A 23,525-nucleotide genomic window follows, 5' to 3' on the forward strand; every position below is an offset into this window, starting at 1 on the left:
GCCTTTCGCTGGGAAACATCCGGCGCTTGAGTTTATCGAACAGCAGTTTTGGCGCTCTCTGTTTGCTCGCACAAAGTGTTCGTAAAATCATTCAACGCTAAAAAAGTGGCGCCCCCGCGGGGTGCCCCCCTCCTAAGGAGTACCAATGAACGACAGCAGCCCCCTCGACAAAGTAAAGGACGTCGCGCAGTCCCTCGCGGACACCGCGAAGGAAAAGCTTCCCGCGGGCGTTGATGCTGCGGCCGACGCCGTTGTTGACCTCGCCGCGAAGGCCGAGGAGAAGTTCCCGCAGGCCAAGGGCGTTACCGACAAGGTCGTTGACGTTGCGGGTGCTGCCCAAGACAAGGCCCATGAGCTCGGCGATGGAGGCGATGGGGACGCGGCTGCGGCGCAACACTGAGGCGCTGCCGTCCGGTTCGCAGCACTGAGGTGCTGCCGTTCGGGTTCGCAACACTGATGCGGGCCGTTTCGGTCTATGAAGAGACTGGGCTGTTGGCTGGCTGTTGAGCCGGGGGCGGCTCAGTTTTTTTCATGAAGTGCGACGGTGACTGGGGGAGCTGAGCAGCTGGGGGAGCCCGGTGGCTGGGGGAGCTGAGCAACTGGGGGAGCCGGGAGCTGGGGGAGTCGGGCCGCATGAAGAATTGCTGCCCGCATACGCGAGCCGCGCCACTAGAAGCCTCGAATCGCTCCCGAGGGCGCGGGATGGGTGCTAGCCTTCCAACGGTTGTGCACGGACATGGACAGAGAGCCATGCGAGCACTTCATGTGATCCGGGTACAGCCATGCCTTTGTCCCGTTTTCACGTGAGGAATGTGCATGAGCACCACAGCGCCTGAGCGCCCCGCAACCACCCCCATTATTGCCAGCCCCTCAATCGACGAGACCGCAGTGACGGCCTCGGGGCCGGACCCGACCGAAGCAAGCGGCCACGACGCCGACTTCAGCTTCACCCCAGTTCCCGCATCCGCGCGCCACGGTTTTTGGGCCGTTGGCTTCGTGATGCTCGGATTTACCTTCTTCTCCGCCTCCATGAGCGTCGGCGCGAAGATCGGCAACGGTCTCGATCTTGGCGGCTTCGTATGGGCCACGACGCTCGGTGGGCTCGTGCTCGCGATCTACACCGGTGGCCTCGCCTACCTTGGCGCGAAGACCGGCATGGGGCTTGACCTCCTCGCCCGCCGCGCCTTCGGCCGTCGCGGCTCGCTCTTGGCTTCCGCCCTCGTGGGCCTGACCCAGATGGGATGGTTCGGCGTGGGTGTGGCGATGCTTGGTATCCCCGTCGCCGACCTCCTCCACATCAGCCCCTGGTGGATCGTGATCGCCGCCGGCGCCGCGATGACCGCTTCCGCTTACTTCGGCATGAAAGCGATCGAGGTCGTCTCCTTCATTTCCGTTCCTCTTATCGCGATCCTCGGCACGTACTCGATGGTCACGGCAACCAGCAAGGCCGGCGGTCTCGTCGAGGTGTTCGGTGGCGGCTCGATGCCGATCGTGACCGGCATCGGGATGGTCGTGGGTTCCTTCATTTCGGGCGGCACGGCGACCCCGAACTTCACGCGCTTTGCTCGCTCGGCGAAGGTTGCCGTCATCACGACGGTGATCGCGTTCTTCCTTGGCAACACCCTCATGTTCAGCTTCGGTGCGGTGGGCGGCGCGTTCACCGGCAAGGACGACATCTTCTACGTCATGATCGCCCAGGGTCTCGCGATTCCTGCGATTCTCGTGCTCGGCGCGAATATTTGGACGACCAACAACAACGCCCTGTATACCTCCGGCCTGGGCTTTTCGAACATCACGCGCGTGCGCACCCGCCCCATGACTCTCATCGCGGGCATTTTCGGTACGGTGAGCGCGCTGTGGCTGTACGACAACTTCGTGGGCTGGCTGAGCTTCCTCAACGCGGCACTTCCGCCGATCGGTGCGATCCTCATCGCTGACTTCCTGGTGCGCAAGCACGCGTACGTGGACTCGACCGAAGCGGAGCAGACCGTCGCGTGGCACGCGGTTCTCGGCGTCATCGCCGGCGGCTTCGTGGGCTACTTCGTGCCGTGGGGCATCTCGGCCCTCAACGCGGTCGCCGTCGCGGTCGCTATTCACCTCGTGGGCGTAGCGTTGACGAAGCGCCGCTAACACCTTCTGCGGGCGGCGCGGCCCGCATCGTCGAGGGTCGCGCCGCCACCGTCCAGGGTGGCGTTGCCCGCCCGTCCCACTCCATTTCAATAGAAAGGCAGCCCCGTGCTCATCCAGAACGTCACGCTACCGGGCCGGGAGGGCTCGGTTGACCTGCGCATTTTCGACGCTTGCTTCACCCACATCGAACCGAATCTCACCGCGGAGCCGGGCGAAGAGACATGGGACGCCGAGGGGCGCCTCGCGCTCCCGCCGTTTGTGGAGAGCCACATTCACCTCGACTCGGTTCTCACGGCGGGCGAGCCGAAGTGGAATATGAGCGGCACGCTTTTTGAGGGGATCGAGCGCTGGAGCGAGCGGAAGAAGACTCTGAGCGTTGAGGATGTCAAAACTCGCGTGCGCCGCGTCGCGCGTGACCAGGCGAGCTTCGGTGTGCAATACGTGCGCACGCACGTGGATGTGACCGATCCTGAGCTCACGGCGCTTCGTGCGTTGCTTGAGCTGCGTGACGAGCTTGCCGACCTCATTACGCTCCAGATTGTGGCGTTCCCGCAGGAGGGTATCGATTCCTTCCCGAATGGCCGCGATCTCATGGTCAAGGCCGCTGATATGGGCGTCGATGCGATTGGCGCGATTCCTCACTTCGAGTTCACGCGCGAGTATTCGGTGGATTCCCTCAATTTCGCGTGCGAGCTTGCGCGTGATCGTGGCCTGCTCATGGATGTGCACTGCGATGAGATCGACGATGAGGCCTCGCGCGGCCTCGAGACTCTTGCGACGCGCGCCCTCGAGTTCGGCATGGGGGAGAAGGTCACCGCTTCGCACACGACCGCGATGCATTCCTATAACAACGCGTACTTCGTTCGTCTGCTTCGCCTGCTGACGATGAGCGGCATCAACTTCGTGTCTAACCCGATGGTGAACACGCATTTGCAGGGCCGCATGGATACTTACCCGAAGCGCCGCGGCGTGACGCGCGTCAAGGAGCTCACGGAGGCCGGTATCAACGTGAGTTTCGGGACCGACGATATCCGCGACCCGTGGAACCCGCTTGGGACGGGGAACCTCCGCGACGTTGTGCTGAACGGCCTGTATGTCACGCAGATGATGGGCTACCCGCAGATCGCGGAGTCTTACAACTTTGTGACCCACAATGCGGCGCGCACCCTCCACCTCGACAAATATGGCATCGAGGTGGGCAACCCCGCGCGGTTTATCGTGCTCGATGCGCCGAACTGGGTTGAGGCGCTCAACTTCAACGCGCCCGTCGTTCGCTCCTACAGGGACGGCAAGCTTGTGGCGAAGACGGAGCCGGCGACCCGCGAGGTGTATTGGGGCTAGGCGTTCCCTCGGCTATATGTAGCCAGCCTCTGAGAAGTGCATTCGCGCGCGGTGCGCGCCTCATTGCGACAAGGGAGGGCCCGGGCAGTTGCCCGGGCCCTCCCTTGTGCGTCGTGCTGTTTAGTTCTTGCGCATGCGCACGACGGCGAAGATGCCGCCGCCGATCAGCGCGAGAGCGAGAACTGCCGTCGCGGCGATCTCGGCGCCAGTGCGGGGCATGAACCCGCGAGCGCCGCTCGCCTGCCCCGCGGGCTTAGAGGACTTCGAGGGCTTCGCGGGGGCCTGCTTCGACGAATCGGCTTTGCCCGTGTCAGCGTTGCCGGGCGAGACCTCGTCCGGCGAAGGCTTGTTCGGTGCTTCCTGGTCGTTCTCGCCGGGCTTAGGGGCAGCGGGAGCCGGTGCGGGTGCGGGAGCCGGTGCGGAATCGGTCGGCTTCTTCTCTGGGGTTTCGTCGGAAGACTCTTCAGGAGCGGCTTCCTTAAAGCTCACGCCCTCCATTTTCCACTCTTCCTTCGTGATCGTGAGCGGCTGGACGATCGCCTGGGGTGCCGGCTGAGGAATGCCGTTGTCGATCTTCACGCATTCGATCTGGAGGTTTGCCTTGCCCTCTGCGGCGACGTCCACGAAGCTTGCGTCGATCGGGTTGACGACCGTGCCGTCTTTTTCGAGAGAGTCGATGCCCGACATGACGACGCGGGTCGCCTTGGCGCCTTCGCCCTGGACGAAGACGGTGCGGGCGCCGTCAACGTAGGGCTCTTCGCACTTCACGCGAGATTTCACGGTGTAGGTGAAAGGGTCTGCATCGAGTGCGCCGTGTGCCTGGACGCCCTCGGCATTCTCGATCGTGGCCGTCACGGAATCGTCGAGGGTGACCTCGGTTGCCGCTGCGGCAACCTGGGGGAGGGCGAGGAGCGCTGCGGCGCCGGCGAGGGCAGCCGCGCGGCGGAGCGAGAGGGAGAGCTGCATGGTTCTACACGTTCCTTGGGGCGCGGGGGGTGGGTTAGCGAGGACAACTGTGACAGGCCTTAGTGAACGGCGGGTAACCGGCCGGTGTCGGCCCCAGTTCCTTCCCGTCACCCACCATTCACTTCCTCCCTCTAGCGTTCTGATTGGTCTTCCCGACGCCCTGAGAGAAAGATTCCCCATGACCGAGCTTCGCTCCCCCCAAGCCTCCTCGCTCGCCCCGAGCCGACGCACCGTGCTCCGCGGCAGCGTTGCCGCCGGTGCCCTCGGTGCTGCCGCGGCCGCAACCACCGGCGCCGCGATCGCCGAAGAAACCCCCGTGACCACCACCGACGCGGCCGAAGGCAAGGATCTCGCGCCCGCGAAGACCGGTCTTGAATGGCTCGTCGTTGACCACCACGTGCACTCGCTCTACAGCCACGATGCGAAGTACACGATGGACATGATCATGGATAAGGCCGAGGAGTTCGGCGTGGACGTCATTGCGTTCACCGAGCATTCCAACTGGGGCCATGCCAACAAGGGCGGCGTGTGGGAGGCGAATCGACTCATCCGCAAGGCCCGCGACGAGCGCAAGCTCATGGTGCTCCAGGGCATCGAGTGGTACATCCCCGCGGCCGAGCACTGCACCGTTCTCATTGCCCCCGGCATCAACGAGGCCCGCGTGCTGCGCACCTTCGAGCTCGAGTTTGATGGCAAGCTCAACGACTGGGAAAAGCCCTCGCTCAAATCTCCCGAAGAAGAGTTGGAGAAGAAGGCGTGTGAGGCCATCGCCTGGCTCGGCGAGCGGAAGCGCGAGGGCTTCATCGATGACGCGATCGTGATCGCGAACCACCCGAGCCGCTACTGCATCGACTCGCCGCGCGAGCTTCGCGCGTGGCATGATGCCGACCGCGACATCTACCTCGGCATGGAGGGCGCCCCTGGCGCTCAGGGCTCAGCGTTCGGCCTCAACCGCCACCCGAAGTACCAGCGCGGTGAGTACGAGAACAGCCGCCGCCCTGACTCCTCGCCGCACTACCCCGACGAAGCCTTCCGCACGCGCGGCGGCTTTGACTACCTCACCTCGGTCGTGGGTGGCATGTGGGACTCGCTGCTCTCTGAGGGCCGCCGCTACTGGATCACCTCGAATTCCGACTTCCACCTCAAGACCCACGACACCTACCGCGTGGGCGACTACCCGAAGGGTGACGGCTGGGAGGAAGGTGCGAGCCTCGGCAACTTCAACCGTGCGGGTCGCCGCCCCGTTCCCGTCAACACGAACGAAGCTCAGGGCGGAAGCGACTACTGGCCCGGCCAATTCTCCCGCACGCACGTGGGTGCCACGAGCCGCTCCTACGAGGCGGTCATGGAGGCCATGCGCGCCGGCCGCATTTGGATTGAGCACGGTCACCTCATCTCCGGCCTCGAGGTCGTTCTCTTCGCGAAGGACGACAGCGCCAAGCCCGTGACTCTCGGCGACACCCTCAAGGTCAAGGCCGGCACCGAGCTTGGCCTGCGCGTGACCGTCACACCCACGACGAAGGAAAACTCCGCGGGGATCCTCCCCGAGCTCGCGCACATCGACCTCATCCGCGGCCTTATCACTGGCCCGGTCGAGGACGTCAACACGACGACGGCCCCTCACACCAAGGTCGTTGAGCGCAAGGACACCGCGGGCCACGGGCGTGAGAAGTTCACGGTCGAATTCGACCTCGGCGCCGTCGAGGAAAGCGGCTACCTTCGCCTGCGCGGAAGCGATGGCAAGCGCTCGGGTGTGGGCCCGATGGGCAGCGATGTTGATCCGGCCGGCCCGATTCCCCACGGTGGCGAGAACGGCGCAGGAAGCCCGTGGATCGACACCTGGATGTACACCAACCCGATCTTCTTCGAGGTCGAGTGATCACGGTTTCGTGAACACGAGTGGGCTCGGTTTCGCGGGGGTTATGCCCCGCGGAATCGAGCCCCTTTCCCATCGCCCGCCCAGGACACACACCGCATGAAAGGACACCCCGCATGGCTCTCAACCGTCGGACCTTCCTGACCGCAGCCGCCGCGACCGCCGCGAGTGCCGCAACCCTCGCGCCCGCGAGCGCGTCACCGCTTTTTGAGCGCGACGAGAACGACACCCCGCGCCTTCTCGACGACCCCTTCGATGCGCGCCTGAAGAATCCCGCGCCCGAGGGATGGGCGCCGAAGAGCCCGCTCGCTCGCGCTCACGCCCACAACGACTACCTGCACACGCACCCGCTGTGGGATGCCCTTGCGCAGGGCTTTTGCTCGGTTGAGGCGGACGTGTGGTTTGAGGGCGGCGCGATCCTCCTTGGCCACACCCGCCTCGGCACGGCGAGCGGCCGCTCCCTCGAGGAGTATTACGTGAAGCCGCTCGCGGCGCTCGTGCGCTCGAACGGCGGTCACGTGTTCCCCGGCTACGACGGCCCGTTCCAGCTCCTCATCGACATCAAGGATCAGGGGGAGAAGCAGCTGCCCGCGATCGAGAAGCTGCTTGCGCCCTACAGCGACGTGTTCTGGCACGTGAACCGCTGCGGTGAGGTCGTCGAGAACCCCGTGCGCGTCGTTTACACGGGAGGTCGCCCGTACGATCTCATCAAGGACAACCCGGTGCGGTTCGGCTCGGCCGACGGCCACAAGGGTGATCTCGGCGGTGAGATCAGCTCGCTCGACATGCCACTCATCTCGGAGGATTGGGAGACGTGGGGCTGGCAGGGCTTCGGTGAGCGCCCGGAGGATCAGTTCCGTTCACTCAAGGAGTTTTCCGACGGTGCCCACGCGATCGGCGCGCGCTCGCGCCTGTGGGGTGTTCCCGAGCTTCTGCCCAAGCGTCGCGAGATCCTGTGGCAGATGCAGCTCGATGCGGGCATCGACGTCGTGGGCGCCGATGACCTCGCTGAGCTGCGCGCGTTCCTGCTCGAGCGCGGCGCCGCCTAAGGAATAACCTCGAAGGCCTACCGCGCGCGCTCGGCGAGTAGCTCGAGCACGTGGCGGTAGGTCTTTCCCGTCGCGCGGGTCATGCCGATTTCGCACGTGCGGTTGAGGGAGGCGTGGTAGTCGGCGTCAAGAGCCTTGACCTCGGCCGCTTCGGCTGCCGTCGCTGAGGCGGTGAGCTCGGGGTGGAGCATGCCGCGATCGCCCGCGAAGGCGCAGCAGCCCCACGCGTCGGGCACGGTGACCTTCGCGTAGGCGGCCTGGGCGACCTTCGTGAGAGCGGGGTTGAGCCCCATTTGGGTCGAGGAGCACGTGGGGTGGAGAACCAGGTGTTCGCTCGACCGGTCGATGTCGAGGCGCTCAAGGAGATGATCGGCGGTGAACTGCACGGCGTCGATCACGTCGGCGCCGTCGCGCTCAAGGATCGCCGCGAAGCCCTCGGTGCAGCTCACGGCGTCGCTCACGATCGGCAGGTCGAGCTCGCGCACGGCGTCAACCACCTTTCGGGTCTTCGCTGAGATGACCTCGTGCCCCTTGGCTTTGCCTTTCGACGTCCACGGGGTGCCGCAACACGTCGAGTCGATGCCCTTCGGGATGAGAAGCGCAAGGCCCGCCTTCGCGAGGAGTGTTTCGAACGCGGAGACGACGTTTCCACCCGGTGCGGCCCCGCCGAACATCGTGTTCACGCACGCGGGAACATAGATGCCCGCGACCTCGCCATGGGGCGCGCCGAACAGGCGGCCGGGCAGGTGAGAGCCGACCGCGCGATCCTCGGCGCGCTCGCCGAGGGCGCCACGAGCCTTCCCGCCGGCCGGCAGGTCCTTCGTGTACTTCGGCACGGTGTCCTCGCCCAGCAAGCGTCGGCCAACGCTCGTTGCCGCCCCCACGGCAGGCGCCGGAACTTTATCCGCGACCGAGAGCCCAACCGCGGCGCCGCGCGTGATCGCACCCCACGACGCTGCCGCGGCCTTCCACGCGCCGGACTCGACTGCGTTCGTGTTCTCGCGGCGCAGTCGCTTGACGAGTAGCCCCGTATTGATCCCCACGGGGCACGCCGTCACGCACATGCCGTCCACGGCGCACGTGTCGATGCCTTCGTAGTCGTAGTCCTTGGCGAGCTCATCCGCCGTTGCCGCATCGCCCGCGTTGCGGGCACGCTCCTCGGCGCGGCGCACCACGATGCGCTGGCGCGGCGTGAGCGTGAGGTCCTTGCTCGGGCAAACCGGCTCGCAGTAGCCGCACTCGACGCAGCGATCGGCCTCGACCTCGATCGTGGGGTTGAGCTTGAAGTTTTCGAGGTGGGCCTTCGGGTCGTCCTCGATGAGCACGCCCGGGTTGAGGATCCCCGCGGGATCCACGAGGAGCTTGATCTCTTTCATCACGGCGTAGAGCTCGTCGCCGTACTGGCGGTGCACGAACGGCGCCATCGCGCGGCCCGTGCCGTGCTCGGCCTTGAGGTTGCCGCCGCGAGCGAGCACCACGTCCACCATCGACTCGGTGAAGGCGCCGAGGCGCTCGCGGGCCGCGTCGCTCTCGAAGCGATCCGTGAGCATGAAGTGGATGTTGCCGTCTTTCGCATGGCCGAAGATCACGGAGTTCTCGTAGCCGTGCTCGTCGAAGAGCTCGTGCAGGTCACCGCACGTGTCGGCGAGGTTCGCGGGCGGCACCACGACGTCCTCGAGGAGCGCGGTTGTGCCACTTTCGCGCGCGCCCGCGACGGAGGCGTAGAGCCCCTTGCGCAGCGCCCACGCCGTCGCGCGCATGCGTGGATCCTCGGAGAAAACGGCGGGGGAGCGCAGCTCGTGGGCGCGCAGGATTTCTTCGCCGGCGCGCTGAGCCGCGGCGAGTTTTTCGTGCTCATCGTCGCGGTACTCGATGAGCAGTGCCGCTTCCGTGCTCGGCGCGAAGCCCTGGATTTGCTCGGGCACGCGGGCGAGCCTCTGGCCCACCGCGATCGAGGTCGAGTCCATGACCTCGAGCGTCGCCGCCCCCGAGTCCACGAGCTCGGGCAGGATTCGGGTAGCCGCATCGAGCGTGGGGAACACGGCGAGCGCACTCGTCGTGAGCGCCGGGATCGGCACCGTGCGGAACGTCGCCTCGGCGATGAACGCGAGCGTCCCCTCGCTTCCGATCACGAGCTTTTCGAGGATGTCGATGGGGCGCTCGGCATCGAGGAAGGCGTTGATGCCGTAGCCCATCGTGTTCTTGAGTGCGAAGCGTTCGCGAATGATGCGCACACTCTCGGGGTTCGACACGACTCTTTCGCGAAGGCGCAAGAGGCCCTCGTGGATGTCGGGCGCGTTGGTGCGCAGGCGAGCGTCGGCCCCTTCCCGATCGCTCGTGTCGAGGGTGAGGCCCGACGGTAGCACCATGACCATCGATTCGAGGGTTTTGTAGGTGTTGTACTCCGTGCCGCAGGCCATGCCGCTCGAGTTGTTCGAGACGACGCCGCCGATCGTGCACGCGGCCTCGCTTGCGGGGTCGGGGCCGAGGCGGCGCTTGAAGCGGCGAAGGCGCGCGTTTACCTGCGCGATCGTGGCGCCCGATCCGGCTCGCACGCGCGCGCCCTCGTCGAGGACTTCGATGTGGCGGAAGTTTTGGCGCACGTCGATCTGGACGTGCGGGCTTGCGGATTGGCCGGAGAGGCTCGTGCCGCCCGAGCGGAAGGCGACGGGGCTTTTGGCGGCGTTTGCGCCCTTGAGGATCGCGGCGACTTCGCGTGCCGTATCGGCGAGCACGACCGCTTCGGGGGTGAAGAGATAGTGGGAGGCGTCGCTTGCTGCGGCCACCCTGTCGATCAGTCGAGTCTGGATGCGGCTTTCGTCGCGCACGGCAGCGGTGACGAATGCGGGGGCGGTGTTCACGAAATCCTCCATGGGCGCGCCGGTTAGGCGTAGACGACGCCTTAAGCCTAGCCCGAGTGGCATGGGACCGTGTGATGGGGGAGTGGCGATTCCGCAACGCTTGGTAGTTATGAAATGACATACAAAACGGGGAGAAAGGCTAGCGTTTCGTACGGCGCTCACGTCAAGATAGAGGAGCTGGCGCCGGCGAAGTCGCATCCCATCCACATTTCTCGTACCCCAAGGAGACTTAAGCCAGTGAGCGCCACTGACACGGCCTCGATGCCGGCCGTCCCGGCGTCGGACCACGCCCACGTACTCGAAGCGATTCCCGAAACCCTCCCCGAAGACTCGCGCCCCCTGCCGGATCTCCCGGCCGGCGCGTGGTGGCCGGTGGCGGCGTCGATCTTCGCGATCGCGTGGGGCGGTAACGAATTCACCCCGCTTCTCGTGATGTATCGCGAGGTCTCGCACTTCTCCGACCTCGTCGTCGATGGTCTGCTTGGTGCCTACGTTCTCGGTATCGTCCCGGCTCTCATGATCGGTGGGCCCCTCTCCGACGTGTACGGTCGCCGCCCGATTCTGCTGCCCGCCGCACCGCTCAGCCTCCTCGGCAGCCTTATGTTGATGTTTGCTCCCGGCTCGCCCCTCATGATCGGCATCGGCCGCATCCTGTGCGGTCTTGCGCTCGGTCTCGTGATGGCGATCGGCACCGCGTGGATCAAGGAAATTTCCGACGCCTCCGGAGCCAACCCCGCCGCAGGCGCCCGCAGGGCGTCGCTCGCCCTCACCACCGGCTTCCTTGCCGGTGCCCTCGTGGCCGCAATCCTCGCGCAGTGGGGCCCGTGGCCAACCCGCACCTCGTATGCGCTGCACATCCTCATCACGATCGTGACCGGCCTGTGGCTCTTCACCGCGCCCGAAACGCGCACACCAGGTCACCTTCCTGCCGAGAATGAACCCGCCTCGGGTGCCGAGACGCTCATGTCGAAGCTCATCGTTCCGAAGGCCGCGCACAAACGCTTCCTGCGCGTGGTGCTTCCCGTTGCCCCGTGGGTCTTCGGTGCATGTGGCACCGCCTACGCCGTCCTTCCCGCTCTGCTCAAGGATCGCGCCGGTGACTACCCGATCGCGTTCGCGGGCATCATGACCGCCGTGACCCTCGGCTTCGGCGTGGGCATCCAGACCGTTGGCAAGAAGATCGACACGCATCGAAGTGCGCGTGCCTCCGTGATCGCCATGGCGATCGTGGCGACCGGCGCGGTGTTCGCTGCTGGTGCTGCTTCCACGACGAGCCTCACGATCGGCCTTATCGCCGCCGCGACCCTCGGCTGCGGCTACGGCCTCGCGCTCGTGGCCGGCCTCAGCGAAGTTCAGCGCCTCGCCGGGCCCGACGACCTTGCCGGCCTCACCGCCGTGTTCTACTCGATTGCCTACCTTGGCTTCTTCGTGCCAATGCTCCTCGCGGCGCTCAGCACGATCTTCAGCTACACGGCGATGCTCATTGGCGGCGCCGTGATCGCGATCCTCACGCTCGTGGAGGTCGCGCTCGCCTGGCAGGCACACCTGCCCGGCGCGCACGAGTAAACCCCCAGAACACACGCACGGCTACACGCGCCGCGCCGAAGCCCCCTTCCTGGCTCTCGACGCATGCGGGTGTAGCCGTGCTTTCTTGGCTCTTCACGAACGAGGGTGTAGCGCGGGTCTGAACCCTCCGGCTTCGAGCAGCGACCGAGCGATGTAGTGGGTGAGGTTGCGGAAGCCGAGGGCGGAGCCGCGGAAGTGTTCGAGTCGCCCGTTGATGGCCTCGGTCGGGTCGTTGCTGGTGCCGGGGCGGTCGAAGAACGCGAGGATGTCGCCCGCCCGCTGCTTCATGGTCCGGCCGAGCTTGCGGACCTCGACGAGCGCCGCGGGAACGCCGCTGCTGATCGCAGCGATCACCTCCTGCATCATCGCCTTCGCTTTCTTCTTATCGGGCTCCCGGTAGGCCGCGACGATGCGCTGGTAGATGCCCCAGGTCGCCTCGACTTCGACGTGCTCCTCGCTCGCGAACACTGCGTCCAGGCGTGCCCGCTGCCGGTCGGTGAGCAGGCTCGCCCCGGTGTGCAGGGTGCGGCGGGCTTTGTAGAGCGGGTCGCCCTTGAGCCCGCGGTGACCGGTGGTGTCTTGCTGGACCCGACGCCGGCAGACATCCAGCGCGTCGCCGGCGAGGCGGACCACGTGGAACGGGTCCATGACGGGGACGGCGTCGGAGAGTTCCTCGGCGGCAGCGGTCTTGAACCCGGCGAAGCCGTCCATCGCGACCACCTCGATCCGCTTCGCCCAGTCCGCAGGGCGGGCGGCGAGCCACTGCTTGAACACCGCCTTGGAGCGGCCCTCGACCATGTCCAGCAGCCTCGCCGACCCGGTCTTGTTCCTCGCGGGCGTGAGGTCGATGATCACGGTGACGTACTTGTCGCCCAGCCTCGTGTGTCGCCAGACGTGCTCGTCGACACCGATCGTGGTGACCCCGTCGAACCGGGCGGGGTCGTCAATCAGGCGCCGCTTGCCTTCCGCGAGGACGGCGGCGTTCGCGGCACTCCAGGACACCCCGAGACCTACGGCGACGCGGGTGACGGTGAGGTGGTCGATGACGATGCCCCGCAGCGCCCACTCCAGGCCGCCGCGGGAGATCTTCGCACGCGGCGCCGCTGCCCGCGTCATGTCCTGCCGCCACGTGCGCCGGCAGTGTCCGGCCGGTACCGGCGCACCCGCACCAGCAGGGTCGTCGGCCGGTGCCCGAACGGCTCGTGCGCCAGTCGACGCGTGACCGTGTCCCGCGGCACGCCCTCGACACCGCACTTCCGACACCACGGGTCGTCCTCGACGACGCGGCATTCGATCGTGGCCCGATCCGGCTCGATCAGCTGGCCGACGGCGACGAGGCCGAGCTCGTCGAGGCGGCAGAACGTGGTCAGGTCAGGGGTCGCGAAAGTAGGGTGGAGCACGTCGAGGTCTTTCGGGATGGCGAGCGTGAAGAACTTCCATCATCCGGGAGACCTCGACCCCTACCCGGCCACCGACGCGCTCAACCGACTACACCCTCGTTCATGAAGAGCCCCTTTACCGACGAGTGAGCACCGGAGGCGGCTGCAGGGCGGCCGTAACGTTCGATACAGGTTCCGCGGGGACCCGACAGTCGCTCACCTGGTTCCCGTCCCCTCTTCTCGGCTTCATCGGTCTTCTCGCCGACCGGCGGCGCACGGGGGGTAGTCGCGAACCGCTGGTGCAGTGATGATGGTGAGATGCTCGAGGAGACGTTCGTGTGGCGCGATGGTCATGAGGTTCAGTGGTCGCGGTACGGGTCGGGGCCGCCGGTGGTCTTCTGCCACGGCACCCCGTGGTCGTCAGCCGTGTGGCGGCCTGTGGCCGACGCCCTGAGCGCTGACTTCACGGTCCACCTGTGGGACATGCTCGGCTATGGGACATCGACGAAGGCTGACGGGCAGGACGTCTCGCTCAGCGCCCAGGCTGCGTTGCTCGCGGATCTGCTCGATCACTGGGGCCTGGCCGATCCGCACATGGTCGCCCACGACTACGGCGGCGCAGTGGCCCTTCGCGCTCACCTGTTTCACCACGCTGAATACAACTCATTGGCCCTGGTCGACGTGGTTGCTCTGGCCCCGCGGGGCTCGGAGTTCTTCCGCCTCGTCGCCGACAACTCCGCAGTGTTCGCTTGGATCCCGGTTGACCGCGCCCACCGACTCGCAGAGCTCATTCCCGGTTCCGAGCTGCACCTCGTGCCCGAGGCCGGTCACCTGATCCATTTCGACGCGCCCGAACGGCTCACCGCCGTATTGCAGAGATGGCTGCTGAGCCAAGAGTTCTGACAGTCTTTCCGCAGCTGGCACCGCCCGGTGACGTTCTTGCGGGTGGTTTCTGAGGAACGGCAACATCGTGCAGTTCGTCTGAATGAGTGCGGCGTTACGCGCAGGTTGGTCGGTAGGCCGACGCAGAACAGCCCCCTATGAGACAGCAACATGGAACGACTCGTCTCGCGTTTTGCACCCTCCCCCACTCTTTCCCTGCGGGTGAGCTTGCTCCACCTCAGAGATCAGCTGATCCTCTCATCTTGGTCGCCCACCAATAAGAACTCCTCTTGTGAGGGAGAGAGTGGAGGGCCACCTCTTGGTGAGGTCGGCGAGGATCAGGTCGGCTCGATGTCCTTCGGTCAGAGAGCCACGGTCGTCAAGACCCACACAGGCGGCTGCACCGGAAGTCACGAGCCGCACCGCCTGGGGAAGCGTTGCAATTCCATCACGCACTAGTCGCAGTGCGCCCGGAAGCATCGATGTGGGGATGTAGTCGCTAGCCAACGAGCCGATCAGGCCCGCAGATGCGAGTTCGGATGCCGGTACGTTGCCGGTGTGAGATCTTCCCCGGACGATGTTCGGTGCCCCCGCGACGATGAGCAATCCCGTGATCCCGGGCCGCACGGGCAGCCGCGACTGTTGTCGGGAACTCCGCCACACTACAGCCACGGTCGGCAGCCGCCGACACCTCCTCCGGTGTCGCGAGGTCGTGGGCGAAAAGTCGAATGGAACCTGCCCGGACCAAGCCCTCCAACCACGACAGAGTACGGTCACGCACAGCAAGGCGCTCGTCACGACTGCTGCGCCACCATTCCACATGATCAGCAGCGTCGTCGTCACTCATTCGATCGCTGTCAACCAGCCACTTCTGCATTTTCGCTGGGTCGGCGAACTGTCCCTGCCCCGGCGTGTGGTCTTCGTGCGACACGACGGGCACTCGTCCACCCGGAAGACACGAATCACCATCGTTCGGCCCCTGTGGATGCAGTGCACACATCTCGTCCTGAGGTGCCGATTCCGATGACTCCAACTCCTTCGTGAGCAGCGCAAGTCCGTATTCGCAGCGCACATCGAGCCGGTGCAGAACCTGATGATCGACTTGAGTGTCGTCAGTGCGACGGAGTGCTCCCGAGAGTTCGGACGCTGCGGGAGAATCGATCGGTCTTCCCACGATCGACCGTTCCTGGAAGGCCAGGCCGTGGAACGCGGTAGTGATGCCTGCCGCACGAAGCCGGGCACCCGCAGACGCAACCGCGAAGGAGGGATCGAGAACGACACCGGGCCGTGGACGGATATCTCGCGACAGCACATCGCTGTGGACGTCGACGAACCCGGGCAGCACGTGTGCGCCGCGAGCATCCAGGTCACAGGCAGTGCCACGTGGATGCGGCCCGACGTGAGCGATTCGACCGCTGCGGACGACCACCCGGGCGTCGTCGATCACCCCGTTGGGCAGCACTGCTGTGGCGTGGCCGATCACGAGATCGGAGACTGGGCGGTCCGAGGTGAAGGATGTCATGGCCAGACAACCTTCCATCCGGTCTTGACCCTCATGTGGACGCCTCATGAACGGCTGCCCACAAGAATGCCCTGTTCATCCTTGATTCTCACGCCGTTGTCCAGCACTCCCCTTGGAGTTCACAAATCCTCTATACCTTTGCGGAGGCTACCAGGAATCATATAGAGGACTTGGCATGATCGAACTCGTCGACGTCAGTAAGACCTATAAGGGCGGCGTGCAGGCTTTGGGACCCACGGACCTCTCGATCGAGGCCGGGAGAGTGACCGTGCTTCTCGGCCCGTCGGGAGCTGGCAAGTCCACGCTGCTGCGGTGCATGAATTTGCTCGTGAAGCCGAGCACGGGAGGCGTGCGAGCGGACGGCGTGCCGTCGCTCGAAACGCGCGGCGACCTTCGACGGCATCGCCGGCGCACCGGGATGGTGTTCCAGCACCACCAGCTCACCCCGCGTTACACAGCGCTGCGGAATGTGCTGCTCGGCCGGGTCGGATATTACAGCTTCTGGCGCAGCCTCCTGCCGTTCGGCCGCGCCGACGAGCGCATCGCCCTGGAGGCGCTCGACCGTGTCGGACTGCTGGACAAGGCCCTCACCCGAGTCGACAACCTCAGCGGCGGCATGCAGCAGCGTGTGGGGATCGCCCGCGCACTCGCCCAGCAACCGGATCTGATCCTTGCCGATGAACCCGTGGCCAGCCTCGATCCCGCTACCGCACGTCGCGTCATGGAGCTGCTGCGCCGCGTCTGCCAGGAGAGCGGCATCACTCTCGTCGCCAGCCTTCATCAGATCGACCTCGCGCTCGAGCACGCCGACCGCATCGTCGGCCTCGCCCATGGCCGGATCGTTTACGACGGTCCCGCAGACGAAGTCGACGACGATGACCTCCGCGTGATCTACGAAGACGTACGCGACGAGCCGTAGGCTCAGGATGCCTCCCTTCCCGTCGACGACCGACTCGTGATCGAGCCTCCCTGACCCCAGTCTCCGCACCCACCCGTCACCTATAAATCGACCCACCCGATCGCCCTCGATCAACTGAAACAGGAGTGAATCACCGTGTTTGGACACCCCCGCCTCACCGCAGCCGTAACAGCAGCCCTGACGGCTTTTGCCCTTCTCCTCTCCGGCTGCACTGCCGCCTCCGAGGAAAGCGCCGCCCCCGAAACCCTTCGGGTTGCGCTGCTTCCCGATGAGAATGCCTCGGAGGTCATCAAGAACAATGAACCACTCAAGAGTTACCTCGAGGAGCAGCTGGGGATGGAGGTCGAGCTCGTGGTGACGACCGACTACTCCTCGATGATCGAGGCGATGGTCCGCGGCCGCCTCGATCTCGGCTACTTCGGCCCGCTGTCATACGTCCTCGCGAAGGCGAAGGCCGACATTGAACCCTTTGCCGCACTGCAGGAAGTCGAGGGCGAGGACCCCACCTACCAGTCGGTCTTCATCGCCAACAGCGAGTCCGGAATCGAATCCCTCGACGATGTCGCCGGCAAGACTGTCGCGTGGGGCGACCAGGCGAGCACGTCGAGCCATCTGATCCCCAAGGCCATGCTCGCCGAAGACGCGGGCCTGCGAGTTGACCACGGCGACTATGAAGAGCAGTACGTCGGCTCTCACGATGCGGTGGCCCTGACGGTCCAGAACGGCAATGCGGATGCGGGGGGCATGAGCCTGCCCATCTATGAGCGCATGGTCGAAGAGGGACTCATCGACCCCACGAAGGTCGTCAAGGTCCAGGAGTCCGAGCCTTACGCCAACTATCCGTGGACCATGCGGTCAGACCTCCCCGAAGACCTGAAGGAGAAGCTGCGGAGAGCATTCCTGGACCTCGAGGACCCGGCGGTGCTCGAACCGTTCGACGCCGCCGGGTTCGAAAAGGTCACCGACGCGGACTATGACGCGGTGCGCGAGCTCGCACCTCTGCTCGACATCGACCTTGAGGACTACCAGTGAGCACCAGCACGGAAAGCGCGAGCACCGTCGGCCTGGTGGACGAGCGGCGAGAGCAGGACTACCTGCGGATCTCCGACAAGGCACGGTCCGGCTGGAGGCGCTCGGTCGCTGTCACCGGACTCGTCCTCGTCACCGTGCTGGTGAGCTGGTGGGTCGTCGGGATGCTCGACGGCGCCCGCATGATCACCGGACTGACGGACATCGCCGACCTGCTGAGCGAGATGTGGGTCCCGGACTTCACCAACCTCAACAGCTGGTGGGGCCCGCTGTGGGACTCGATGACGATGAGCATCGCGTCCACCGCACTGGCGGTGCTGCTCTCCGTTCCGCTGGCATTGTGCGGTGCGCGCAACACCGCGCCGCATCCGGCTGTCTACTGGGTCGCCCGGCTCATCCTCAACGTGCTGCGCTCCGTGCCGGAGCTGATCCTGGCCATCGTCTTCGTGGCGGCCGTCGGCTTCGGCGCTCTGCCCGGAGCGCTGGCGCTGGGGATCCACTCCGCGGGGATGGTGGGCAAGTTCTTCGCCGAGGCGATCGAGCATGCCGATCACGCGCCTGTCGAGGCCGCCCGCGCGACTGGTGCCAGCCCGGCGCAGGTGATCCTGCACGGCATCCTGCCGCAGGTTCTGCCGCAAATGGCTGACACGACCGTTTACCGCTGGGAGCTCAACTTCCGGGCCTCGGTGGTCGTGGGCGTCGTCGGAGCCGGCGGTATCGGTTTCGAACTGATGGCTGCCCTCCGCACCCTCCAGTACGACGAGGTCGCCGCAATCCTGCTCGTCATCCTAGCCACAGTCACCCTGGTCGACGCCCTCGGCGGAGCGTTGCGGAAGAGGTTCCAATGACAGACAAACATCCGATGGATGCGCATATGACGGAGACCCGCCACCGCCCGGTGGTGGTCCTCACCCACCGGGTGCATCCCCTGATCCTTCAGATGCTCACTGACACCTGCGAGGTGATCGCGAACCAGAGCGACAGCAGCCTGCCCGCCTCGGAGCTGCGACGAAGGGCAGCGGACGCGGACGCCCTCATGGCGTTCATGCCGGATCGAATCACCGCGGAGTTCCTCGACGCCTGTCCGCGCCTGCAGGTGGTCGCCGGCGCTCTCAAGGGCCACGACAACATCGATGCCGACGCGTGCACCGAGCGCGGGATCTGGCTGACGCGGGTAGAGGACCTCCTCACCGAACCCACGGCTGAGCTCGCCGTCGGTCTGCTCATCGGACTCGCGCGCAACATCGCGGTAGGAGACCGCGCGGTGCGGGCCCGCCTCGCAGGATGGCGACCGACGCTCTATGGAAGCACGCTCGTGGGCTCGACAATCGGCCTCGTGGGCGCGGGAAGGCTCGGCCGGGCAGTGGCGCGACTGCTCAGCGGGTTCGAGGCGAATCTGCTCTACTGCGATCCCTCGCCGGTGTCCGGTGAGGAAGATCTGCAGATGGAGCGTGTGGAGCTGTCGGAGCTGCTGGCGCGCACCGATGCAGTAGTGGTCTGCGCACCGCTAGATGTGAACACCCTGCACCTGCTCGACCGGCCCCGACTGGAATCCATGCGTCCGGGGTCACTGCTCGTCAACGTCGGTCGCGGCTCCGTAGTGGACGAGGTCGCCGTGGCTGAGCTGCTACGTCGCGGACACCTCGGCGGATTCGCCTCGGACGTGTTCGAGTTCGAGGACCTCTCGCGCCCGGACCGACCTCGGGACGTGCCAGAGGAGCTCCGGGCGATGCAGGACCGCACTCTCTTTACTCCGCACCTCGGGTCCGCTGTGGCCTCCGCGAGGCTCGCGATTGAGGAACATGCTGGCAAGGCTATCCTGCAGGCGCTTGCCGGCGAGGTGCCCGACGGCGCTGTCAACCGTCCCCAGCGCACCGCATCTCCCGTTCCGACGCCTGCGATATGATCAGTTCCATCAACCACGTGACGTCGAAGCAGCCCTCACCTCGGGTCCCGGTGTATTTGGCCGCGGCAGACGCTCTCGCCGAGCAGATCGCAGATCACCCGGTCGGTACCCGGCTTCCGTCGGAAGACGCGCTCGCCGGTCAGCTCGGTGTCAGCCGACTGACCGTGCGGGCGGCGTTGGCGGAATTGGAGAGGCGCTACCTGGTGCGGCGACGGCAGGGCAGCGGCACGTACGTCTCCCGTCGGGTCGACTACACGATCAGCCGCTGCCATCCGCCGTCATGGAGCCAGAGCGTCCGCAATGCGGGACTCACACCTGACGTCCGGACCACAGAATGGCGACTCGAGACTCCGTCGCCCGAGGTGCGCCGGCGAATGAGGATGGGACCGAGGCGGCAGGTGCTGGCGCTCTCGCGTGACCGGTACATCGACAACGAGCTGGTCGGCTTCGCCGAGTCCTTCCGCCGGTCATCTCGATCCGCTCACGGACAGATGCGGCAGCACGAGACCACCAGCCGGTGGAGCTCACGGTCTCGTGGCTGAGGGCCGACGTATTCCGCATCGAGATCGACTTCGACACATGAGTCCGCCAGCGTAGGCCTTTCCGCAGGCGAACCCTGACCCACCGTCAGCGCGCCCTGCAGGCCAGCTCCAAAGATGGCGTTAGTCGAGTCGACAACCCGAGGGCTGCAGGGTCAGAACCTGGACTACGCTTTCTCCACACGAATGCCCCGTACCAGGATCGCAGCCCGAGGCTCCCTTTGACGGCTCTTCATGAACGAGGGTGTAGTCGGTTGAGCGCGTCGGTGGCCGGGTAGGGGTCGAGGTCTCCCGGATGATGGAAGTTCTTCACGCTCGCCATCCCGAAAGACCTCGACGTGCTCCACCCTACTTTCGCGACCCCTGACCTGACCACGTTCTGCCGCCTCGACGAGCTCGGCCTCGTCGCCGTCGGCCAGCTGATCGAGCCGGATCGGGCCACGATCGAATGCCGCGTCGTCGAAGACGACCCGTGGTGTCGGAAGTGCGGTGTCGAGGGCGTGCCGCGGGACACGGTCACGCGTCGACTGGCGCACGAGCCGTTCGGGCACCGGCCGACGACCCTGCTGGTGCGGGTGCGCCGGTACCGGCCGGACACTGCCGGCGCACGTGGCGGCAGGACATGACGCGGGCAGCGGCGCCGCGTGCGAAGATCTCCCGCGGCGGCCTGGAGTGGGCGCTGCGGGGCATCGTCATCGACCACCTCACCGTCACCCGCGTCGCCGTAGGTCTCGGGGTGTCCTGGAGTGCCGCGAACGCCGCCGTCCTCGCGGAAGGCAAGCGGCGCCTGATTGACGACCCCGCCCGGTTCGACGGGGTCACCACGATCGGTGTCGACGAGCACGTCTGGCGACACACGAGGCTGGGCGACAAGTACGTCACCGTGATCATCGACCTCACGCCCGCGAGGAACAAGACCGGGTCGGCGAGGCTGCTGGACATGGTCGAGGGCCGCTCCAAGGCGGTGTTCAAGCAGTGGCTCGCCGCCCGCCCTGCGGACTGGGCGAAGCGGATCGAGGTGGTCGCGATGGACGGCTTCGCCGGGTTCAAGACCGCTGCCGCCGAGGAACTCTCCGACGCCGTCCCCGTCATGGACCCGTTCCACGTGGTCCGCCTCGCCGGCGACGCGCTGGATGTCTGCCGGCGTCGGGTCCAGCAAGACACCACCGGTCACCGCGGGCTCAAGGGCGACCCGCTCTACAAAGCCCGCCGCACCCTGCACACCGGGGCGAGCCTGCTCACCGACCGGCAGCGGGCACGCCTGGACGCAGTGTTCGCGAGCGAGGAGCACGTCGAAGTCGAGGCGACCTGGGGCATCTACCAGCGCATCGTCGCGGCCTACCGGGAGCCCGATAAGAAGAAAGCGAAGGCGATGATGCAGGAGGTGATCGCTGCGATCAGCAGCGGCGTTCCCGCGGCGCTCGTCGAGGTCCGCAAGCTCGGCCGGACCATGAAGCAGCGGGCGGGCGACATCCTCGCGTTCTTCGACCGCCCCGGCACCAGCAACGACCCGACCGAGGCCATCAACGGGCGACTCGAACACTTCCGCGGCTCCGCCCTCGGCTTCCGCAACCTCACCCACTACATCGCTCGGTCGCTGCTCGAAGCCGGAGGGTTCAGACCCGCGCTACACCCTCGTTCGTGAAGAGCCGCTTTCTTTTAAGCGGAGCGCTCGGCCGAGGGCTCCGGTGTAATTGGGGCCGGGTGCCTGAGCGAAAGCAAGCCGCCGACCGCGAGCGTGACGAGCACGCCGAGCAGCGGATACCACTGCCACGCGATCCACACCTCGCCTACGACGTACTTCTCCATCACGAAGAAGAAGGCGTTCGTCGCAATCGCGCAGAGGAATGCAATGTTCGCATCGAGGGTTCGCGCGCGCTTGTTCACGATGCCGAGCACGAACGCGCCGAGCAGCCCGCCGTACGTGATGCCCGCGATGCCGAGGGCAAGGACCACGATGCTTCCCTCATCGCTGCGGAAGAACGTCGCCGGGAGAATGAACAGGAGGCCCCACACGACCGTCGCGATACGGCCCGTGTTGAGCTCGTCGGCTTTCGTCATGGGAGTGCGGCGCAGCTTCGCGACGACATCCGTGACGGTCGAGGAGCTGAGCGCCGAAAGCGACGACGACAGCGTGGACATCGCCGCCGCGAGGATACCCGCGAGGAGCAAGCCCGAGATGCCCGCAGGCAGACCCTCAATGATGAACTTCGGGAAGATCTCGTCGTCGCGCGTGAGCCCGAGGTCAGCGGGGGTGGCATGGTGGTACCAACCCCACAGCGCGAGCCCCACCACGAGGAAGATCGCAAACTGCACGACCACGACGAAGCCCGACGCGATGAGTGCCTTTTGCGCCTCCGCCTTCGTGCGGCATGCGAGCAGGCGCTGCACGATCAGCTGATCCGAGCCGTGCGAGGCCATCGCGAACACGGTGCCGCCAAGCAGCGAGGGAATGAGGCCCGACGCGCCGCTGATGGGGTTCTCGCCAAGGATAAACAGGTTCGTTTTTCCCGCCTCGACCGCATCGGTGAACCACGAGAAGCCGAGCGAGGAGCTCACGACGATGATCGCGAGCAGGCCGCCCGCGACGTAGAGGCACATTTGCACCACGTCGACCCACACGACCGCGCGAATGCCGCCAATGAACGTATAGAGGATCGTGACGACCGCGAGCACGACGATGATGACGAAGTAGTTCGTGTGCACCCCGAGCCCGTCGAGAATGATCTTGAGTGGAATGGCGGCGGCGAGAACGCGGACACCGTCGGCCAAAAGGCGCGTAAAGAGGAACGTGACGCCCGCCGTAGTTTGCGTAGCCGAACCGAAGCGCTTACCCAGGTAGGCGTAAGCCGTGACCATCTCGCCGTCGTAATAGCGGGGGAGCAGGAGGTAGGCGACGATAACACGGCCCACGATGTAGCCGAAGCCGAGCTGCAGGTAGCTGATGTCGCCCACGTAGCTCATGACCGGAATGCCGATCACGGTCAGTGCACTCGTTTCCGTGGCGACGACGCTCAAGCACACCGCCCACCACGGGATATCGCGCCCGCCGAGGAAGTAGTCCTTGGCGTCCGATTGCTTACCGCTGAGCTTGAGGCCCAGCCAGGCGGTCGCGATGAGGTACGCGATCACCACCACGATGTCGATGACCTGCATGAATACTCCTAGGGCGTGCGTCGACGAGGTCGAAGGGACACTGTGCGGCGCCGCTCACCAGGAGGTGCGCAACGCTGCGCGTGAAACCATCGTACGGGCAAACCCTAGAGTTTGGAAGAAAATTTTACTCTCGGGTCTATCGGCCTCTGAGTCCGAGGCAGTTTCTCCACAACAAGGAGAGAGAGGACTCCGTCACGAGTACACGCACGAGATCCGCGCTAAGGCTCGGCCCCGGCGTCAACGAAACCCAATGCCGTTTATTCATGCGGTAGTTGCGAGATGTGATGAGGATAGGGCGACACTGCAATTCCGCTTAGGCTGACTGTGTGACATTCGTGAGTGTCATTGGTTTTTTCTCTCCGTGAGCACCTCTACGGGCGTGCCAGCAATACTTGAATCGATGT

At 65.7% G+C, this 23,525-nt stretch carries 17 protein-coding genes and 2 pseudogenes; 13 read left to right on the forward strand and 6 right to left on the reverse strand.

The genetic code is table 11. The features are described 5' to 3' along the window. Window positions 1-145: 145 nt before the first annotated feature. The 3 genes from HMPREF1484_RS03260 (at window position 146) to codA (ending at window position 3,471) form a co-directional block, all read left to right on the forward strand. Entirely contained in the window at window positions 146-400 is a 255-nt protein-coding gene (locus HMPREF1484_RS03260) for a hypothetical protein (protein WP_016663599.1), read from the forward strand. 416 nt (window positions 401-816) lie between these two features. Further along, complete coding sequence (gene codB / locus HMPREF1484_RS03265) at window positions 817-2,130, forward strand: cytosine permease (protein ID WP_016663600.1); 1,314 nt, start codon at window positions 817-819, stop codon at window positions 2,128-2,130. 105 nt (window positions 2,131-2,235) lie between these two features. Next, on the forward strand, window positions 2,236-3,471 hold the full coding sequence (codA, locus tag HMPREF1484_RS03270) for a cytosine deaminase (RefSeq protein WP_016663601.1): 1,236 nt from the start codon (window positions 2,236-2,238) through the stop codon (window positions 3,469-3,471). Between the two features lie 120 nt (window positions 3,472-3,591). Here codA and HMPREF1484_RS03275 read toward each other — a convergent pair whose 3' ends face one another. Continuing rightward, a complete protein-coding gene (locus HMPREF1484_RS03275; protein WP_016663602.1) occupies window positions 3,592-4,437 on the reverse strand; it encodes a hypothetical protein in 846 nt (281 codons plus the stop codon). A gap of 178 nt (window positions 4,438-4,615) precedes the next feature. On the opposite strand from HMPREF1484_RS03275, the gene HMPREF1484_RS03280 reads away from it, so the two are divergent. Beyond that, a complete protein-coding gene (locus HMPREF1484_RS03280) occupies window positions 4,616-6,316 on the forward strand; it encodes a PHP domain-containing protein (protein WP_016663603.1) in 1,701 nt (566 codons plus the stop codon). Window positions 6,317-6,429: 113 nt separating this feature from the next. Further along, on the forward strand, window positions 6,430-7,362 hold the full coding sequence (locus tag HMPREF1484_RS03285) for a hypothetical protein (protein WP_016663604.1): 933 nt from the start codon (window positions 6,430-6,432) through the stop codon (window positions 7,360-7,362). Between the two features lie 17 nt (window positions 7,363-7,379). On the opposite strand, the gene HMPREF1484_RS03290 is transcribed toward HMPREF1484_RS03285, so the two are convergent. Further along, window positions 7,380-10,235: an FAD-binding and (Fe-S)-binding domain-containing protein gene (locus tag HMPREF1484_RS03290; RefSeq protein ID WP_051120612.1), complete on the reverse strand. Its 2,856-nt coding sequence runs from the start codon at window positions 10,233-10,235 to the stop codon at window positions 7,380-7,382. Between the two features lie 225 nt (window positions 10,236-10,460). Here HMPREF1484_RS03290 and HMPREF1484_RS03295 point away from each other — a divergent pair, with 225 nt between their 5' ends. Further along, window positions 10,461-11,789 carry an MFS transporter gene (locus HMPREF1484_RS03295; protein WP_016663606.1) on the forward strand — a complete coding sequence of 443 codons (1,329 nt, stop codon included), beginning with the start codon at window positions 10,461-10,463 and terminating at the stop codon, window positions 11,787-11,789. 93 nt (window positions 11,790-11,882) lie between these two features. Here HMPREF1484_RS03295 and HMPREF1484_RS03300 read toward each other — a convergent pair. Continuing rightward, window positions 11,883-13,189 (reverse strand): annotated as a pseudogene (locus tag HMPREF1484_RS03300) (ISL3 family transposase). Window positions 13,190-13,486: 297 nt separating this feature from the next. Here HMPREF1484_RS03300 and HMPREF1484_RS03305 point away from each other — a divergent pair. Beyond that, window positions 13,487-14,071, forward strand: a complete 585-nt coding sequence (locus HMPREF1484_RS03305; protein ID WP_040386409.1) for an alpha/beta fold hydrolase — start codon at window positions 13,487-13,489, stop codon at window positions 14,069-14,071. A 237-nt stretch (window positions 14,072-14,308) separates the two neighbouring features. On the opposite strand, the gene HMPREF1484_RS11765 is transcribed toward HMPREF1484_RS03305, so the two are convergent. Together HMPREF1484_RS11765 and HMPREF1484_RS03310 are read right to left on the reverse strand one after the other, a co-directional pair. After that, window positions 14,309-14,656, reverse strand: coding sequence for an amidohydrolase family protein (locus HMPREF1484_RS11765; RefSeq protein WP_232049685.1), 348 nt, complete (start codon window positions 14,654-14,656; stop codon window positions 14,309-14,311). Continuing rightward, window positions 14,550-15,572, reverse strand: a complete 1,023-nt coding sequence (locus HMPREF1484_RS03310; RefSeq protein ID WP_016663611.1) for a hypothetical protein — start codon at window positions 15,570-15,572, stop codon at window positions 14,550-14,552. The genes HMPREF1484_RS11765 and HMPREF1484_RS03310 overlap by 107 nt, the downstream gene beginning before the upstream one ends. A 175-nt stretch (window positions 15,573-15,747) precedes the next feature. Here HMPREF1484_RS03310 and phnC point away from each other — a divergent pair, with 175 nt between their 5' ends. The 6 genes and pseudogenes from phnC (at window position 15,748) to HMPREF1484_RS03340 (ending at window position 21,610) form a co-directional block, all read left to right on the forward strand. Next, window positions 15,748-16,491, forward strand: a complete 744-nt coding sequence (gene phnC, locus HMPREF1484_RS03315; protein ID WP_016663612.1) for a phosphonate ABC transporter ATP-binding protein — start codon at window positions 15,748-15,750, stop codon at window positions 16,489-16,491. Window positions 16,492-16,626: 135 nt separating this feature from the next. Continuing rightward, on the forward strand, window positions 16,627-17,523 hold the full coding sequence (gene phnD, locus HMPREF1484_RS03320; protein ID WP_016663613.1) for a phosphate/phosphite/phosphonate ABC transporter substrate-binding protein: 897 nt from the start codon (window positions 16,627-16,629) through the stop codon (window positions 17,521-17,523). A gap of 32 nt (window positions 17,524-17,555) precedes the next feature. Continuing rightward, complete coding sequence (gene phnE, locus HMPREF1484_RS03325) at window positions 17,556-18,368, forward strand: phosphonate ABC transporter, permease protein PhnE (protein WP_369707161.1); 813 nt, start codon at window positions 17,556-17,558, stop codon at window positions 18,366-18,368. 26 nt (window positions 18,369-18,394) lie between these two features. After that, complete coding sequence (locus HMPREF1484_RS03330) at window positions 18,395-19,426, forward strand: phosphonate dehydrogenase (protein ID WP_040386779.1); 1,032 nt, start codon at window positions 18,395-18,397, stop codon at window positions 19,424-19,426. A 17-nt stretch (window positions 19,427-19,443) separates the two neighbouring features. Beyond that, window positions 19,444-19,968 carry a GntR family transcriptional regulator gene (locus tag HMPREF1484_RS03335; protein ID WP_197736228.1) on the forward strand — a complete coding sequence of 175 codons (525 nt, stop codon included), beginning with the start codon at window positions 19,444-19,446 and terminating at the stop codon, window positions 19,966-19,968. A gap of 335 nt (window positions 19,969-20,303) precedes the next feature. Then, window positions 20,304-21,610: pseudogene (locus tag HMPREF1484_RS03340) on the forward strand (ISL3 family transposase). 14 nt (window positions 21,611-21,624) lie between these two features. Here HMPREF1484_RS03340 and HMPREF1484_RS03345 read toward each other — a convergent pair. After that, window positions 21,625-23,121: a sodium:solute symporter gene (locus HMPREF1484_RS03345; protein WP_016663617.1), complete on the reverse strand. Its 1,497-nt coding sequence runs from the start codon at window positions 23,119-23,121 to the stop codon at window positions 21,625-21,627. Window positions 23,122-23,525: the final 404 nt, after the last annotated feature.

Source organism: Dermabacter sp. HFH0086 (assembly GCF_000413375.1).
Taxonomy (GTDB): domain Bacteria; phylum Actinomycetota; class Actinomycetes; order Actinomycetales; family Dermabacteraceae; genus Dermabacter; species Dermabacter hominis.

Coding starts and splice junctions, on each gene's coding strand:
- HMPREF1484_RS03260 (WP_016663599.1), top strand. CDS start 146: ATGAACGACAGCAGCCCCCTCGACAAAGTAAAGGACGTCGCGCAGTCC.
- codB (WP_016663600.1), top strand. CDS start 817: ATGAGCACCACAGCGCCTGAGCGCCCCGCAACCACCCCCATTATTGCC.
- HMPREF1484_RS03275 (WP_016663602.1), bottom strand. CDS start 4,437: ATGCAGCTCTCCCTCTCGCTCCGCCGCGCGGCTGCCCTCGCCGGCGCC.
- HMPREF1484_RS03280 (WP_016663603.1), top strand. CDS start 4,616: ATGACCGAGCTTCGCTCCCCCCAAGCCTCCTCGCTCGCCCCGAGCCGA.
- HMPREF1484_RS03285 (WP_016663604.1), top strand. CDS start 6,430: ATGGCTCTCAACCGTCGGACCTTCCTGACCGCAGCCGCCGCGACCGCC.
- HMPREF1484_RS03290 (WP_051120612.1), bottom strand. CDS start 10,235: ATGGAGGATTTCGTGAACACCGCCCCCGCATTCGTCACCGCTGCCGTG.
- HMPREF1484_RS03305 (WP_040386409.1), top strand. CDS start 13,487: ATGCTCGAGGAGACGTTCGTGTGGCGCGATGGTCATGAGGTTCAGTGG.
- HMPREF1484_RS03310 (WP_016663611.1), bottom strand. CDS start 15,572: ATGACATCCTTCACCTCGGACCGCCCAGTCTCCGATCTCGTGATCGGC.
- phnC (WP_016663612.1), top strand. CDS start 15,748: ATGATCGAACTCGTCGACGTCAGTAAGACCTATAAGGGCGGCGTGCAG.
- HMPREF1484_RS03330 (WP_040386779.1), top strand. CDS start 18,395: ATGACGGAGACCCGCCACCGCCCGGTGGTGGTCCTCACCCACCGGGTG.
- HMPREF1484_RS03345 (WP_016663617.1), bottom strand. CDS start 23,121: ATGCAGGTCATCGACATCGTGGTGGTGATCGCGTACCTCATCGCGACC.